Genomic DNA, 15,943 nt, shown 5'->3' with positions numbered 1-15,943 from the left:
ATGGCCAGCGGACAGCTGTTGGATATCACGGAAGCCGCCCATGCCGGTGTCAAGCAGCCATGGCTTTTCCCTCGACCTGGAAGCGGCCGACTATCCCCTTGAGGGCTTCGGCCAGCGTTGACAGTTCGTTTGCGGCAGCCGATGCATCCTGGGTCCCTTGGGATGTCTGCTCGATACCCTGGGTTATCTGCATGATGTTGTTTGCTATTTCGGCTGTTGTAGATGTCTGCTGCTCGGCTGCCGTTGCAATCTGGCTGATCTGCTCCGTAACGGCGGAAACCTGTTCGAGAATCGCCTGCAACGCATCCCCTGATCGCCCGGCATTCCTTGTGCCGCTCTCCACTTCTGCAACCCCGTCCTCCATGGCAACAACGATATCTTTTACCTCCTTCTGAATGGCATGGATCATCTCGCCGATCTCCCTGGTGGCTTTTGTGGTACGCTCCGCCAGTGCCCGGACTTCATCCGCAACCACGGCAAACCCCCGTCCCTGCTCACCGGCCCGGGCAGCCTCAATAGCTGCATTCAATGCCAGGAGGTTAGTCTGATCTGCAATATCCTCGATAGTGCCGACGATGACGCCGATCTGGTCGCTTCGCTCGCCGAGCTTCCCCATGGTTTTCGCTGTCTCGCTGACTTTGGTGGCTATCCGCGTCATCCCCTCAATGGTTTCATGAATAATGCCGACACTCCGTTGTGCCGAGGCGCTCACTTCGTTGGCATTATCCGCGGATGCACAGCAATTGCTGGCTATCTGGGTCGATGTAGCGGCCATCTCCTCGCCGGCCGTGGCAACGGTCGTGGCCTGGGCAGCCACTTCATTGGTTCCGGTGGCCATCTGATCGGCTATGGCAAAGAGCTCTGATGCGGCAGAAGCAACCTGGGTAGAACTGGCATCCAGGCTGTAAACGATTTCCCGCAGATTCGTCACCATGGAGTCCACATCCTTTGCCAGTTCCCCCATCTCATCCCGACTTTCGACCTCGGTTGCCACCCTCAGGTCGCCTGCAGCAACGCGGGCCACGACCGCTGAAACCTTTGCCAGCGGCCTGGTTATGGATGTCATGATCAGGATGCCCATGCCAACCGCGGCCAGGACGCAGAATGCAATGAGGATTCCCGTAAAGGTCACGATCCGGTGATACATGCGGGTATCGTTCAGATACTCCTGCTCGCTCTCCTTGATATTGAACTGCACCACACGGGAGATCGCTTCGGCTGGTGCGGCATACAGCGGAGCCAGTTTCTTCTGTGCATATTCCCGCAGATCCGCATACTGCGCTTCCGCTCCGGTCAGACTCGCCTGCCGGGCAAGGGTCTTCATCGTCGCACTGTTTGCCACATAGGCGGCGAAGCCGTCATGAAACTCCTTGATCCAGGCCTTTTCTTCGGCTGTGTGCTCCACTTGTTCGATCTTCTGCAATTTCTCTTGAACCGAAGCAACCTTCTCGTCGAATTTGCCTATTCTCTCGGCAACCAGGTTTCGATCCCTCAGCGCCATGAGATAGACGATATCGAGGCGCATGCCGAGAAACTCACTTTTCATCTCATCCAACAGCGACACCTGCTGCATGTTTGCGTTGGCTTCGCCAAGGCCGCTGTTTATCCGCCCCATATTGACAATGCCGAGAATACCGGTAGCGATCAGCGTTAAAGAACTCATTACGATCAGTACCAGGAGCTTGTTGCGAATCTTCATGTTTCTCCAAAAATGCATGGTGTCCCCCTTGACAGTTATATTCCGCTCACCGTCCCCAACTTCATGCTCCATTGCTAAACCTTGGCACAAAGGTACATTTCATTGTTTCGCCGTGTTCATTGTATCGGGAATAATGAATGCCGACTAATACCCAGTTTCAATGAATTACCTGTAATTGTTTCACCTACATGCGGTGGACTGACGTCCCTTTGTCAGGAGGGGAAATGTGGGCCGTGAAAAAATCGGAAGATGCCGTCGAGGGCATGATTCAGCCCGGCCTTGCCTGGCGCAGCTGAATTGCCGCTGATCTTGCGAACGGGATCAAGGCTGCGCGGACATCGGCAGAGTGATCCAACCTATGATGATTCTGGGAAATTGCGAACCCATGGGTACCAAACCCCCTATTTTGCTTAGCAGTAAACCTTATATACTTTAATGCGATTCACTGACAGAGGCTCGCACAGCCAACCGGTTTGTTCTGTAGCGTGATTGCAGGGAATCCGGAAGCGGGGGGGGGGGAATATGAAGCAGATTCTGATTGTCGACGATCATGCCATCGTGCGCAAGGGAATGATCTGCATTCTTGCGGAGATTGTCCCCAATCCCGCATTCGACGAAGCTTCGATGGGAAGCGAGGCATTGTTGAAGACTGCCGCAAAACGATACGACCTGGTAATCATGGATATTTCAATGCCGGGGATGAGCGGCATCGAGACCATCCAAAAAATGGACAGCCGGACCATGCCGCCGATTCTCGTCATGAGCGTCCACCCGGAAGATCAATATGCCATACGGGCCATGCGGGCCGGAGCGCGCGGCTATCTGAACAAGGGGGCACCTCTGAAGGAGATCGCTGTAGCCGTCACCAAGCTGCTAAACGGCGATACCTATGTCACAGCGCAATTGGGGGACCTGCTCTGCAAGGAGCTGCTCCGCTCGAACGACACTCCTGCATCGCCACCGGCACTATCCAACCGGGAATTCGAGGTCGCACGCAGGATCGTCGAGGGGAGAAAACCAAAGAGCATTGCCGAAGAAATGTGCCTGAGCAAGCAGACCGTGGCAACGTACCGTACGCGGATCATGCAGAAGCTGCATATTTCAAGCAATGCGGAGCTGGCCCTCTACTTCACGAAAAACAACCTGCTCGGCTAGTATCCGTGCCCCGGCGAGCTGTTCCCCCTGCGGCTAATGTCCTGCCAGAGAGGTCAGCCCTTCGCGCACGGCATACTTGGTGAGTTCGGCAATGCTGTAGAGATTGAGTTTTTTCATGATGCTATGCCGCTGGTTGTCAACGGTCTTCACACTGACGTGAAATGCAAAGGCGATCTCCTTGGCGTTTTTGCCGTCAGCAATCATCTTGAGGATCTCGCGTTCCCGCAGGGTTAGATTTTCATAGACGACCGAAACGTTTTCAGGAATCCTTTGCAGATAATCCTTGATGATCAGCTCCGTAATGCCCGGCCCGAGATACGGCTCATCAGCGGCAACTGTCCGAATGGCCGTCGCCAGTTCGGCAAAGGCGGTGTCCTTCAAAACATAACCGGTAGCGCCAGCCTTCAGCACCTCAACGACAAACCTGCGGTCTGATTCCATGGATAGGGCCAGGACACGCACCGAACTCATTTCGCTGACGATCTGGCGAGTCGCATCTATCCCGTTCAGATCAGGCATGGTAATGTCCATGACTATGACGTCAGGATGGTGTACGCGGGCAAGCCGCAACACCTCTTCGCCATTGCACGCCTCGGCCACAACCTGGAAATCAGGTTCCTTTTCCAAGAGAGCCCGCAACCCTTCACGCACTATCCGATGATCGTCGGCAATCAATATCTTCAGACTCACAATCGTCCCCTCTTCCTTGCTCAGACAATGGCCATAGGCACCATGATAGTGGCCTGCGTCCCTTTCCCAGGAACCGATTCCAGCTTCAACTCTCCCCTCATGTATTCGATCCTCTGCTGGGCGTTAAACAGGCCATAACCGCCTTTATTCAGGCTTTTTACCACCGGGCCGGAGGTATCGAAGCCGGCGCCGTCGTCGGCAACGGTTATGACGAGCGAGTCGGCCTGGCGATCCATGCAGATTCGCGCTGATTGGGTGCCGGCGTGCTTGACCACGTTCAAGAGCAGTTCGCGCACCACCTGGTAAATCGTTGAACGGATTTCATATTCAAAATGCACCGGTTTCTGGTCATCGGCCCCCAGGTTGACATAATCGACCGCGATACCGTATTGTTCCTGAATCTCCTCTGCCAGCCATGCCACGGCCGCCTCCAGCCCAGCATTGGCCAAGACGGGCGGCCGCATCTGAAATGTCAGTGTCCTGATGTCATGAATCGACTGGTCGACCAGCTGCAGAAGCTCTTCAAACGCCTGCTCGTGGCAGTTATCGGAGAACCGGCTCGCCAGTGTGCTGATTTTGATCTTGCTCAGGATGAGGCGCTGGCTCACCTGATCGTGCAGCTCGCTGGCAATGCGGCATCGCTCCCGTTCCTCGGCAAGCGACAACTCAAGGGCCATGGTTTCCAGCCTCTTCTGATATTCGCGCAGATCGTTCTCTATCCGTTTGCGGTCTTCCACTTCCTGCTGCAGCTGGTAGTTGGTAGTGAGCAGCGACAACGTCCGTTCCCGTACCTGGCGTTCAAGCTCGACACGTGCCTGTTCAAGGATTTCCTCGGTTCGCTTGTGCGCAGTGATCTCCTGAATGATACCCGTTGCACCTACTACTGTCCCCAGTTCATCGAACAGCGGCGTCGCACAGAAACGATACCAGCGGACGCCGTTTTCGTCCGACATCTCCCGTTCAACAACCGTTCTCGCCTGTGAACAGCGAATAGTCTGTATTTCAGCTTCATGGTATTCGGCCAGAGTCGGCGGCAGGATATCGCAGGGACGTCTGCCGACGATCTCATGCACCGGACGGCCACAGGCATCGGCAAATGCGTCATTGACGATCTCGAATCTCCCGTCCGCATCCGTAAGCCATGCCTGCATCGGCAGGTTGTCAAGAATATCCCACTGCCGGAGCATAAGCCGCTCCCTGAGCAGTTCCGACTGTTTCCGCTCGGAGATATCACGGACAATGGCGCAGGAATATTCAGTGCCGTTGAATGTGATGTAATTGGCCGAAATCTCCACCGGGACATCCCGGCCGTCCTTGGTGCGATGGCTCGTTTCAAACCTGGTTTCACCGAGCTCTTTCAGCTTGTCCCAACCGGGACGCAGCTGCCCGTCATAGGTGAAGTAGCCGTCGATGTCCTTCAGGCTCAGGCGCAGAAACTCTTCACGGCTATACCCCAGCATCCGGCAGGCGGCACAGTTGACATCATAGATGGTTGCATCCGGCAGCACCCAGTGAACGGCATCGGACATGCTATCCATGGCGACGTTGGTCAGGTGCAGCCGGGCCTCCAGTTGCTTGCGCTCCGTGATGTCCAGCACGGACCCCATGAGCCCGGCAACTCCGCCACCATCGGTTCTTAGCGGGTAGAAACTGGCCAGGAACGATCTGCGCACAGATGCATCGTTCGGCAGCAGAGCCTCGAATTCGAGATTGTCGACACATGCACCCTGCTCGATGACAGACCGCCAGAGATTCATAAGGTAGTCGGCAAAATCTGCAGGCAGGATTTCTGCAATCGTGCGGCCGATATGCTCCTCAATGCTTTTTCCGGCAAAACTTGCCAGATATTCGTTGATGCGGAGGAAACGCAACTCCCGGTCGACCGCAAAGATCCCTGCCGGGGTATTCGCATAGATCTGGCTGAGTTCCTGGAACTGCTCGCGATAGCGCTTCTCGCTCAACTGCAGTTCATTGGTCATGCTTCCTGCCAGGGCAAGCGCTTTTTCCCGGGTGTTTTGCAGGATAAGGGTGATCAGCGTCAGGAGCACACTGACGATCAGACCACCGATGAGGACCCCGGTCGACCGCCCCTGGTCGAGTTCGCGGGCAAATTCGGGCAGGCTGAGAAAGGAGATCGTCCAGGTGCGGCCATAGACCTCGACCGTGGTCGTATGGGCAAAATCCGGCTGATACCCGCCGGGCAATGCCGACGGATCGCTGGGGATGCTGCTGAACATCATCCGGACCAACTGGGTGGTATCACCATCGAAAATCTCGAAGGCAATCCCGATGGGAGTCGTGTCAACAGCGCCATACACGAAGTCGTTCATGCGAAAAGGGCTGTAGACGAAACCCTGCAGCGCTGACCTGCGATGCACAACGGTATCGGTCGGCATGCCGGGACGATAGACCGGGACACACATCAGGATGCCGCTCTGCCGGTTCCGTTCGGTTTCCTGCACAAGGGTGATCTTGCCGGACACGGTCGTAACCCCCGTGTCCCTCGCCCGATCCAGTGCGGCACGACGGGTCGGTTCCGAATACATGTCGTAGCCGAATGCCCGTTGATTTCTCCAGTTGAATGGTTCGAGATAGACGATGGAGGAATAGACCGGCCGATCGTCGGCCGGCAGGATATTGTATTCGGGAAAACCCTCTGACCGGATCTTCCGGAGATGTGCGTCCTTCTGCTCCCGAGTCAACCATTGGGCATAGCCGACACCGAGAATACCGGGCAGGTTCTGATCGAGCTGCAGCGAGGAGACATAGCTGCGCCATTTCCTGCGGTCGACGTCAATGCCGAGCGTGAACAGCCCTTTCCCTCCCAGGAGAATCAGTTCATGATTCTGCATCCGGTTCACGATATGGGAAATCACGTCCGATGTCCGTCTCTTGTAGACGGTAAATGCCTTCTGCCGGATACTGCCCTTGACCATGTCCCATGTGATAAACGTGGTTGACAAAGAGATGGCCAGGACCAGCAGCGGAAGCATCCTGATCAGCAGGTTCCTGCGTGGAAACCGGGGCAGACCTGTGGAGTCGATTCCCAAGCGCATACCGTTCAACCTCTTCGCACGGGGCAGCTGTTTCGACAAAAAAATGGGGCAACGTTCCGTAGTGGAGGTTGCCCCGATCCAGCACTGTTCCGCGCATCAACAGGGATGCACGGCTGCGCTCCCCACCACGCGCGGTGGGACATAACGCTTTTTCATGGTTACTCACCTCCTTCGATATTTTTCGGCAGATACCTGCTTGATCGTCCCACACTGATTCACGCTCCGGCAAATTCCGGCTGCTGTTGTTGATTGCCGGTGAAATGACTGGCCCCGACCACGCAAGCCCAAATCAAAACCCCTCTACTTCGGCATGTTACGAATACTGGCGTACGGCTCACATTAATTCATATCAAATCAAGCAATCAGCATTCCATATATGGGATAGAATATACCATGCCGTTGTCAATTTGCTGCTCTTATTCGCAGGTTGTGCCAGGCGATCCGGTTGGGCAGTTGTGGAGCAGGACGGGGTTGTGTATGCTTGCATATACGGGAGAGAGGTTCCCGTGGCAACGGAGGTTCGCCATGACCATGCCGCGCCAACTCAGGAAAGTCCGCGAGGGAGTTTGGGAATTGCCGCTCGGCTATAAGCCGGGGATGCTGGTGCCGGCACGGATCTTCGGGTCCGACGGGCTGATTGCCGGAATGGATGACGGGGTCTTCGAGCAGGTATCGAATGTGGCGTGCCTGCCGGGGATCCTCGACTATGCCTTCTGCATGCCTGACGGCCACTGGGGATACGGCTTCCCCATCGGCGGCGTTGCAGCCATGGACCCGCGCACCGGCGTCATATCCCCCGGTGGCATCGGCTTCGACATCAACTGCGGCATGCGGCTGGTCCTCACCAACCTGACCGAAGAAGAGGTGACCCCGCGGCTGCACGGGCTGGTCAACCGCCTCTTTGCCCGGATACCGACCGGCGTCGGCTGCCAGGGGTTCATCAAGCTCAAGGATGCGGAATTCAGGCGGGTGGTGGAACAGGGGTCGCGCTGGTGCCTGAAGAACGGGTATGCCATCCCCGAAGATCTGGAACGGACCGAGGAAGAGGGATGTTTTGCCGGGGCGGATGCGACAACTGTCAGCAAAAAGGCTGTCGAGCGGGGCATCAGCCAGCTCGGCACGCTCGGCAGCGGTAATCACTACTGCGAGATCCAGGTCGCCCGCGAAGAAAACATCCATGACCAGAGCCTGGCACGCGCATTCGGCCTGACCATCCCCAACCAGGTGGTGGTGATGTTCCACTGCGGCAGCCGGGGGTTCGGCCACCAGGTGGCCACCGACTACCTCCAGCTCTTCCTGAAGGTGATGGGAGCAAAATACGGCATCTCCGTCAATGACCGCGAACTTGCCTGCGCCCCGTTTCAATCACCCGAAGGTCAAGCCTACTTCGCTGCCATGAAGTGCGCCGTCAATCTGGCTTTTGCCAACCGCCAGGTGATCCTGCACCGCATCCGGGAGGTCTTCAGCGAAACATTCGGCCGCGACCCCTTTGACCTGGGGATGCGGATGGTCTACGACGTGGCCCACAACACCGCCAAACTGGAGCGGCACATGGTGGGAGGGAAAGAACGCGAGGTCCTGGTGCACCGCAAGGGTGCCACCCGCGCCCTGGGACCCGGTGCAGCGGAACTCCCCCCCTGCTACCGCGAGACCGGCCAGCCGGTCATCATCGGCGGCAGCATGGAGACCGGCTCCTATCTGCTTGCCGGACTCGAAAGCAGCAGTGCCACCTTTGCCACCACGGCCCACGGCAGCGGCAGAACCATGAGCCGCCACCAGGCAAAGAAACTCTACCGGGGGCAGAAACTGCAGCAGGAGATGGAAGAACGGGGGATCTACATCCGGACCGATTCCTGGGGCGGGCTGGCAGAGGAGGCCGGGGCTGCCTACAAGGATATCGACGAGGTCGCTGCCGCCACCGAGACAGCCGGCCTGAGCAGGCGGGTGGCCAGGCTGGTCCCGATCGGCAATATCAAAGGCTGAGGACCGGAGTCGGCCGCAGCAGGCAGCCGGCATGAACCGCACCCCCAGGATCGGAGGAATATATGCCGTATCGCTATCGTGATGACATTGCCACTGCCGACATAGCCTTCGAGGCATGGGGCGCGACGCTGGCAGAGCTGTTCAAAGCGGCAGCCGACGCCACCCTCAATGTCATGGTGGAAGAGCTGGAAACGGTCCGCTGCACGGAGACGGTTCCCTGCTTCCTGGAGAACACCGCGCTGGATCTGCTTCTGTTCGACTTTCTCGGCGAACTGATATTCCACAAGGATGCCGGGCGGCTCCTCTTGCGACCGAAGGAACTCTCCCTCACCGAAGAGGATGGCGCCTGGGAACTGGCGGCAGAGCTCTGCGGCGAAGCGATCGATGTCTCCCGTCACCCGCTGAACGTGGATGTCAAGGCGGTAACCCTGCACCGGTTCTGCCTGGAGCAGCAGCCTGACGGGAGCTGGCGGGCCATGGTGGTCCTGGACATATGAGCGCGAAACGGCACGGCAACGGCCATCGACGCCCAGGGGTTTCTCCTGCTGCGACACTGCGCCGGCAATGTCCGCAACAACGTAAGAAACCGGGGGATCGCTCATGAACGGCAGCGCCACGCACCGATCCGTCAAGTCCGGACTTCCCCCCGGCACCCTGATCCATATCGGCGAGCAGAGCACGCACGCAACCGCGGTCCGTGTCATCTCCTACAGCCAGGAGAGCATCACGGAACAGCAGATCGGCTCCAGCACCGAGGTCCCGACCATGGCTCTCCCCCCCTCTGCCGTTACCTGGTACGACATCGAAGGGCTCAGCGACGTGGAGATGATCCGGGAGATCGGCGAACGCCTGCATCTCCACCCCTTGGTCCTCGAAGACATCCTCAACACCAGCCAGCGACCAAAGCGGGAAGAATACGACAACTACCTGTTCATCGTCCTGAAGATGCTCTACCCCCGCGATAATGGCAGCATCGCCGCCGAACAGGTCAGCCTCGTGCTCGGCCCGGACTTTGTCCTTTCCTTCCAGGAAGGCATCAGGGGCGATCTATTCATCTCCATCAGGGATCGGATCAAGAGCGGCAAGGGGAGGACCAGGGGGATGGGAGCGGATTATCTCGCCTATTCCCTGATGGACATTATCGTCGATCAGTATTTCACGGTGCTGGAGGAGATGGGGGAACGGATCGAGGCCCTGGAGGAGAAGGTGGTGGCAAAACCGACCCCCATGACGACCAGGGAGATCCACCGCCTGAAAAGAAACGCCATATTCCTGCGTCGAGCCGTTTGGCCGCTCAGGGAGGTCATACTGTCGCTGGAACGGCTGGAGTCGCACCTGATCTCGGCACCGGTCGCCATCTACCTGCGTGATCTCTACGACCACACGGTTCAGGCCATCGATGCCATAGAGACAAGCCGGGACATCCTTTCCGGCACCCTGGACACATACCTTTCCAGCATAAACACCCGCACCAACGAGATCATGCGGGTGCTGACCGTCATCGCCACGGTCTTCATGCCCCTTTCCTTCTTGGCGTCGTTGTGGGGGATGAATTTTAAGGTGATGCCGGAACTGGAACTCCGGTGGGGCTATCCGGCAGCTCTCGGCATCATGACGGTTGTCGCCTGCGTCATGCTCCTCTGGTTCAGGAAACGGCGCTGGCTCTAGCAGGTTGTTGAAAACGAAGTTTCAGCGCAGCTAAAAGCAGCCATCTCGCCGCCGGCCTTGAAAAGCCGCCTTGTGCGGCGTAGCGCTGTTTATGCCCTGTGGGTACTATGCCTCCGCGGGGCTTTCTGCGGGTGCGACGATCTGACTGCTTTTGAACAACCGGAATTTTCAAACAACCTGCTAGGTTCCACTTGGCCGGTCAGTGGGTAATGTCAGTAGACGTGTCCTGCTTGACAAACTGCATGGATTCACGGGCCTGGTGCAGTGCCTCCAGCTCCTTCAGCCGCTCGCCGAGCCAGAGATGGAAGGTGCGGGCGCTCTCGTAGTTCATGACGATGCCCGACTCCACGGCCCGGTACAGGGTCTGCTTGAAATCGGCCGGGACCTCGTCCAGTTCGGCGCCGATCGTTCCGCCGGGAGTCACCTCGTGGGTGATGGAAACCGGCACGCCGGGCCGCTCCAGGTAAAAATGGACAACCAGCTCACCGCGCGGCGAAATCCCGCCGTGGGCACCGTTCACATAGACCGGGTTATAATCTTCTGCATACAGGTACTTGAAGATGATCTGCGGTTTCTTCACGAAAGGGTCCCTCCTGTTGACAATATCCCGGCAAACCGGGGAGTTCTCAGTTGTTTAGCACGGATTCCCCCTCAAGCACAAGCATCCATCACGGGAAAACCCACACCTGCGCCAATGGCGTGCAACTGCATTACCGGATCCAGGGTGACGGCCCGACAACGCTCCTCTTGCTCCACGGCTTTGCCGCATCGTCGGTAACCTGGGAGGAGCTGCGTCCGTACTTCCCTTCTGACCGTTACCGGCTCTACCTGCCCGATCTCAAGGGTGCCGGCCTCTCGGCAAAGCCCCGTGACGGCGCCTACCGGCCCGAAGACCATGCAGCCCTGGTCCTTGACCTCATGGAAGGACTCCAGTTGCATGATGCCGTGCTGGTCGGCCACTCCCTGGGGGGAGGGATCGCCCTGTTCACCTGGGAGATGGCGCGGGAATCCAGGCGCGAACGGCTCATCGGCAGACTGGTCCTCATCGATGCGGCAGCCTATCCCCAGCGGCTCCCCCGCTTTTTCGCCTACCTGCGCATGCCGGTTGCCGGTAGCCTCATCCTGCACCTCCTGCCGCTCAAGGTAATGGTCCGCTATAACCTGGAGCATGTCTACCACACCCCCGACGAAGTTACCGAAGAGCGGATAGCGCGCTACTCCGGCTGCTTCACGGGGCGAAATACCGCCTATGCGCTCATCGCCACGGCCCGGCAGCTCGATCCCGCTGTCTACCAGCACCGCCTCCCGGATTACGGGAAGGTCACCATCCCGACGCTTATCGTTTGGGGCCGCCACGACCGCGTCATCCGCCTGCCCGCAGGGGAACGGCTGCATCGCGAGATCTCCGGTTCGCGGCTGGTGGTCCTGGACGCGGGCCACAACCCCCACGAGGAACGGGCATCAGACTGCGCCACAGCCATCAGGGCATTCATGGAGGAACACGGATGAACATCCGGCAGGGAAACATCTTTGCGACACTTCCGGCAGCGGTCTCAGCCGAGGTGTTCGAGAATCTCGTCGAACTGGAAGGGGTGCGCATCGAACGGATCACCTCGCAAGGGCAGACGACAGCGCAAGGGGAGTGGTACGACCAGGAACGGCACGAGTGGGTCCTGCTCCTCCAGGGGGGCGCAGACCTTCAGTTTGAAGATGGCAGGTCGCCGCTTCGGCTCCTGCCCGGCGACCACGTGCTGATACCCGCGCATTGCCGCCACCGGGTGGCATGGACAGATCCGAACCTGCAGACTGTCTGGCTGGCAGTGCATTGGGACGCGACGACTCCTTGCGGTTGAAAAAACCCCCGTTTTATGCTCTAATCGTTCGACTATGCACACGGCATATATTGCGCTCGGCTCCAATCAGGGTGACCGGGAACTGAACCTGCTGCGGGGCGTTGCTGAAATCGGCAGACTGCCGGGATCGAAGATCTCCGCCCTTTCCGGCTTCTATGAAACCGAACCGGTGGGAACCCTTCCCCAGGAAAACTTTTACAACGCGGTGCTGCGCCTGGAAACCGATTTCGCCCCCGAACCCCTTCTGCACGAACTGCTGCGGATAGAGTCGGAAGTATTCCAGCGGACTCGGGAGGTGCCGGGAGGCCCGAGGCGGATGGACCTGGACCTGCTCCTGTACAACGACCAGGTCCTGCAGACAGCCGATCTGACCCTCCCGCATCCGCGCCTGCACGAACGACGCTTCGTCCTGGCGCCGCTTGCCGAGATAGCCCCGAATCTTCGCCATCCGGTTCTGCAGGAACCGGTGGCAACGCTCCTGAGCCGACTCCCCCGTAAGCCCGGCATCAGAAAACTGGAGGAACCAACATGGGACTGATGCGCCTGCTTTTTTTCGCCGTCATCGGCTACGTCATCTACAAGGTCGCCCAGGGGTTCCTCAAAAGCCGCAAGACCGAAGAGCCCCTGCCACCCAAAAAAGGTGAGGAGACCAAGCGCGATCCGGTCTGCGGTGTCTACGTCAGCGAGGAAGATGCGGTGATCGGCCGGGTGGAGGATGAGCGGATCTACTTCTGCTCCATGGAGTGCCTGGAAAAGTACCGCGACCAACTGGAACAGAAGGAAGCAGCAGCCAAGAGCATCAACCAATAAATCTATGCGGCCGGGCCGCCAGGGAGGAACACCATGAAGTTTTTCATCGATACCGCCGACGTCAACGAGATCCGCGAGGCCCACGAATTGGGACTGGTGGACGGCGTCACCACCAACCCGTCGCTCATCGCCAAGTCGGGACGCAAGTTCAAAGACGTGATCAAGGAGATCGTCTCCATCGTCGACGGCCCCATCTCTGCCGAAGTCATTTCGCTGGACGCCAAGGGGATGGTCAAGGAAGCCAAAGAACTGGTCAAGATCCACAAGAACATCGTCGTCAAGGTACCGATGACCACCGAAGGGCTCAAGGCAACCAAGGAGTTGACCAAGTTGAAGATCAGGACCAACGTGACCCTGATCTTCACCCCGATGCAGGCACTGCTTGCCGCCAAGGCGGGCGCCAGCTACGTCTCCCCCTTTGTCGGGCGACTGGACGACATCTCCCAGGACGGGATGGGGATCATCGAAGAGATCAGGACCATCTTCGACAACTACGGCTACACGGCCGAAATCATCGTCGCCAGCGTCCGCAACCCGGTCCATGTCCTCCAGTCGGCCCTCATCGGTGCCGACATCGCCACCATCCCCTACTCGGTCATGGTGCAGCTCGCCAAGCACCCCCTTACCGACGCCGGGATCAAGAAGTTCCTGGAAGACTGGGAGAAAGTGCCCAAATAACGGCACACGACTCATGACGACACAAGGGCCGCTCTCCATGCCGGGGAGCGGCCCTTGTGCGTTCAGGAAACACAATCCGGGAGCGGCATCCGTTAACCGAGCCGTTCACGCTCCAATCGTTCGATGATGCCGATCAGTTTCTGCGAATTCTCCGTCATCTCCTGGCAACAGAGCTGTGCGCGGGCCATGTCCCTGGCATCGCAGGCAGCAACGGCCTGCTTGCCCAGCTCGTGCACCCGGGCATGGGGCGCCTCGATCTCGCGGAAAACCGGTAACCTGCCGCAGAGTTCCTGCCCCTTGTCCTGGTACCATTTGCCGAACGCACAGGTCAGATGGGTCGGCAGTGCATTCCCGTCAACCCTCTTATGGCCGTCAACATGCGCCTTGATCTTGCCGACAAAGATCAGGTGGGCGCTCTTGGCCTTGTTGAGGATCATCGAGACATCTTCGTTGATCTTGAACTTACCCAGAATCGTCATCAGCTCTTCTGCCTGCACTAGCAGTTCGTTGGACGCGGATGTCGCTTCATGGGCGCTGCCGGACGCTTTTTGCGCAATGTCCGTCACCTGCTGGATGCTGCCGGAGATCTCGCTGGTGGTGGCGGTCTGCTCCTCTGCCGCCGTGGCGATCTGGCTGATCTGCATGGTGACGGCGTTGATCTGCTCGATGATATTCTGCAGCGCCTCGCCTGAGCGGGCAGCACCGATCGACCCCTTCTCGACCTCGCACACCCCCTGTTCCATGGAATCGACCGCATTCCTGGTTTCGGCCTGAATGCTCTTGATCATCTCGCTGATTTCGCGGGTGGCCTTGGTTGTCCGTTCGGCAAGAGCCCGCACCTCGTCCGCCACCACGGCAAAACCCCGCCCCTGTTCGCCGGCGCGGGCCGCCTCGATGGCGGCATTGAGCGCAAGCAGATTGGTCTGATCGGCAATGTCCTGGATCGTGCCGACAATGGTGCCGATCTGATCGGAACGAGCGCCAAGGCTTTCCACCGTGGAAGCGGCATCCTGAACCCGCTGGGCAATCCTCTGCATCCCGTCCACTGTTTCCTGAACCACTGATGAACCATCGGTGGCCGTACCATTGGCAACAGCCCCCGCCTGAGCCGCCTGGGAGCAGTTCGCGGCAATGTCGTTGGAGGTGGCAGACATCTCTTCGCTGGCTGTGGCAACTGCCATGGCCTGGGAGGCAAGGGCATCGGACTCCTTCGTGATCTCGTCGGACATTTCATGGACCCTGCTCGCCCCGATCACCACCTGGATCCCGTCTTTCAGGACATTTTTCACGATTTCGTGCAGCGTATCGATGAACTGGTTCAGGCTCCTGCTGAGCGACCCCAGTTCATCGTTGCCCCGATACTCGACCTTCCTGGTCAGGTCGCCTTCCCCGCTGGCAAGGTCGGCAACAAAGAGATCGAATCTCTTCAGCGGCGCGATGATGCTCGTCGAGATCCAGGCGGAAAAGCCGATCAGGACGAGAAGGCCGATGATGCCGACGGCCAGCATGACGGAAATGCTCGTGCCCCGGGTGCCGTCAAAATCCTTGTCGGCCTTGTCGGCAGATTTCGCGAATGAGTCGGTGAGCTTGTTGGTATTTACCCGGATAACCTCCAGCTCCTTGTCCATCAAATCGTCGATCTCCCGCATCTCGCCGGTAATGCCGGCATTGGCCTTGAGCAGCGGATGAAGCCGGGTTTCATACAATGAGACCAGGGTCTCGAACGACTTTTTCGCCTCGCTGGCAAGCTGCTTCTCCTCGGGCGCACTGACCGACGCGACCAGCTCGTTCATGCGCTTCAGGTTCAGCTCCTTTTTTCTGTCCCACTCCTTGTCGGATTGTAAAAGGTCCCGGTTGATGATGGCATCCGCAATGGCCTGGTACTGCGACATGCCGACCTTGCTCGCCAGGGCGGTGACTTCGGCAGCATGGGCCTTTTGGGCCGCATCGTCCTGCAGGCGCCCCAGATGCATCATGGAATACCCGCTGAGGCCGATCAGAATCGCCAGGATCAGGGCTGCCAGGATGTTGTTGATGATGAGCCGGAATTTTATGGTCATAACACCACCTCCTTTTGTCAAGGATATGCCCATGCGCCTTGTCGGTAATAAGGTGTCATGATCGGATATTCGCCGCAGTTCTTTTTCTGACACCGAAAAAGTCAACCATTTCGAAACACTGCGCAACAGGGCATTCCGACGTTGTATGATTGCAGTATACCAGTAAATTGATTTACTGCTCTGTGGCAACAAACTAGTATGCCGATCAGGGAAATTATGCTGCAAGCTTTTGTCGCACATGGCATAAAAATCGCCAGAAACCTCATACAGAAGGGGCCGCCCTCCGGAATG

General features: G+C 58.2%; 14 protein-coding genes. 9 read left to right on the top strand and 5 right to left on the bottom strand.

The genetic code is table 11. The annotated features are described in order from the left end of the window. Positions 1-49 precede the first annotated feature (49 nt). Positions 50-1,771, bottom strand: coding sequence for a HAMP domain-containing protein (locus GJT30_12155; GenBank protein MSM40363.1), 1,722 nt, complete (start codon positions 1,769-1,771; stop codon positions 50-52). A 450-nt stretch (positions 1,772-2,221) separates the two neighbouring features. Between GJT30_12155 and GJT30_12150 the strand changes: the two genes are divergently transcribed. Then, the gene (locus GJT30_12150; GenBank protein MSM40362.1) at positions 2,222-2,854 is read left to right on the top strand and encodes a response regulator; all 633 of its coding nucleotides are present in this window, start codon (positions 2,222-2,224) and stop codon (positions 2,852-2,854) included. A 33-nt stretch (positions 2,855-2,887) separates the two neighbouring features. On the opposite strand, the gene GJT30_12145 is transcribed toward GJT30_12150, so the two are convergent. Together GJT30_12145 and GJT30_12140 are read right to left on the bottom strand one after the other, a co-directional pair. After that, a complete protein-coding gene (locus tag GJT30_12145; protein MSM40361.1) occupies positions 2,888-3,544 on the bottom strand; it encodes a response regulator in 657 nt (218 codons plus the stop codon). A gap of 20 nt (positions 3,545-3,564) precedes the next feature. Then, positions 3,565-6,600, bottom strand: coding sequence for a PAS domain-containing protein (locus GJT30_12140; protein MSM40360.1), 3,036 nt, complete (start codon positions 6,598-6,600; stop codon positions 3,565-3,567). Positions 6,601-7,125: 525 nt separating this feature from the next. On the opposite strand from GJT30_12140, the gene GJT30_12135 reads away from it, so the two are divergent. The 3 genes from GJT30_12135 to corA all read left to right on the top strand — a co-directional run bounded on the left by GJT30_12135 (position 7,126) and on the right by corA (position 10,251). Next, on the top strand, positions 7,126-8,583 hold the full coding sequence (locus GJT30_12135; GenBank protein MSM40359.1) for an RNA-splicing ligase RtcB: 1,458 nt from the start codon (positions 7,126-7,128) through the stop codon (positions 8,581-8,583). Positions 8,584-8,645: 62 nt separating this feature from the next. Continuing rightward, positions 8,646-9,080, top strand: a complete 435-nt coding sequence (locus GJT30_12130) for an archease (GenBank protein MSM40358.1) — start codon at positions 8,646-8,648, stop codon at positions 9,078-9,080. 103 nt (positions 9,081-9,183) lie between these two features. Further along, positions 9,184-10,251 carry a magnesium/cobalt transporter CorA gene (corA, locus tag GJT30_12125; GenBank protein ID MSM40357.1) on the top strand — a complete coding sequence of 356 codons (1,068 nt, stop codon included), beginning with the start codon at positions 9,184-9,186 and terminating at the stop codon, positions 10,249-10,251. A gap of 199 nt (positions 10,252-10,450) precedes the next feature. Here corA and GJT30_12120 read toward each other — a convergent pair whose 3' ends face one another. Beyond that, a complete protein-coding gene (locus tag GJT30_12120; GenBank protein MSM40356.1) occupies positions 10,451-10,831 on the bottom strand; it encodes a hypothetical protein in 381 nt (126 codons plus the stop codon). Between the two features lie 50 nt (positions 10,832-10,881). On the opposite strand from GJT30_12120, the gene GJT30_12115 reads away from it, so the two are divergent. Genes GJT30_12115 through fsa form a run of 5 tightly spaced genes read left to right on the top strand, consistent with a single transcriptional unit; the run spans position 10,882 to position 13,592 of the window. Continuing rightward, positions 10,882-11,760, top strand: a complete 879-nt coding sequence (locus tag GJT30_12115) for an alpha/beta fold hydrolase (GenBank protein ID MSM40355.1) — start codon at positions 10,882-10,884, stop codon at positions 11,758-11,760. After that, entirely contained in the window at positions 11,757-12,104 is a 348-nt protein-coding gene (locus tag GJT30_12110) for a cupin domain-containing protein (GenBank protein MSM40354.1), read from the top strand. Before GJT30_12115 ends, GJT30_12110 begins: the two co-directional genes overlap by 4 nt. A 34-nt stretch (positions 12,105-12,138) precedes the next feature. Continuing rightward, on the top strand, positions 12,139-12,642 hold the full coding sequence (gene folK, locus GJT30_12105) for a 2-amino-4-hydroxy-6-hydroxymethyldihydropteridine diphosphokinase (protein ID MSM40353.1): 504 nt from the start codon (positions 12,139-12,141) through the stop codon (positions 12,640-12,642). Next, positions 12,642-12,914, top strand: coding sequence for a transcriptional regulator (locus tag GJT30_12100; GenBank protein MSM40352.1), 273 nt, complete (start codon positions 12,642-12,644; stop codon positions 12,912-12,914). The genes folK and GJT30_12100 overlap by 1 nt, the downstream gene beginning before the upstream one ends. A 33-nt stretch (positions 12,915-12,947) precedes the next feature. Then, positions 12,948-13,592 (top strand): fructose-6-phosphate aldolase, encoded by a 645-nt coding sequence (fsa, locus tag GJT30_12095; protein ID MSM40351.1) that lies wholly within the window; start codon positions 12,948-12,950, stop codon positions 13,590-13,592. A 92-nt stretch (positions 13,593-13,684) separates the two neighbouring features. Here the strand turns inward: fsa and GJT30_12090 are convergent, their stop codons facing one another. Beyond that, positions 13,685-15,892, bottom strand: coding sequence for a HAMP domain-containing protein (locus tag GJT30_12090; protein MSM40350.1), 2,208 nt, complete (start codon positions 15,890-15,892; stop codon positions 13,685-13,687). Between the last annotated feature and the right edge of the window lie 51 nt (positions 15,893-15,943).

Origin of the sequence: Geobacter sp., from assembly GCA_009684525.1 — a bacterium.
Lineage (GTDB): Bacteria > Desulfobacterota > Desulfuromonadia > Geobacterales > DSM-12255 > Geoanaerobacter.
The sequence above is the reverse complement of the archived record's forward strand: the minus strand, read 5'-3'. Positions and strand labels throughout refer to the sequence as shown.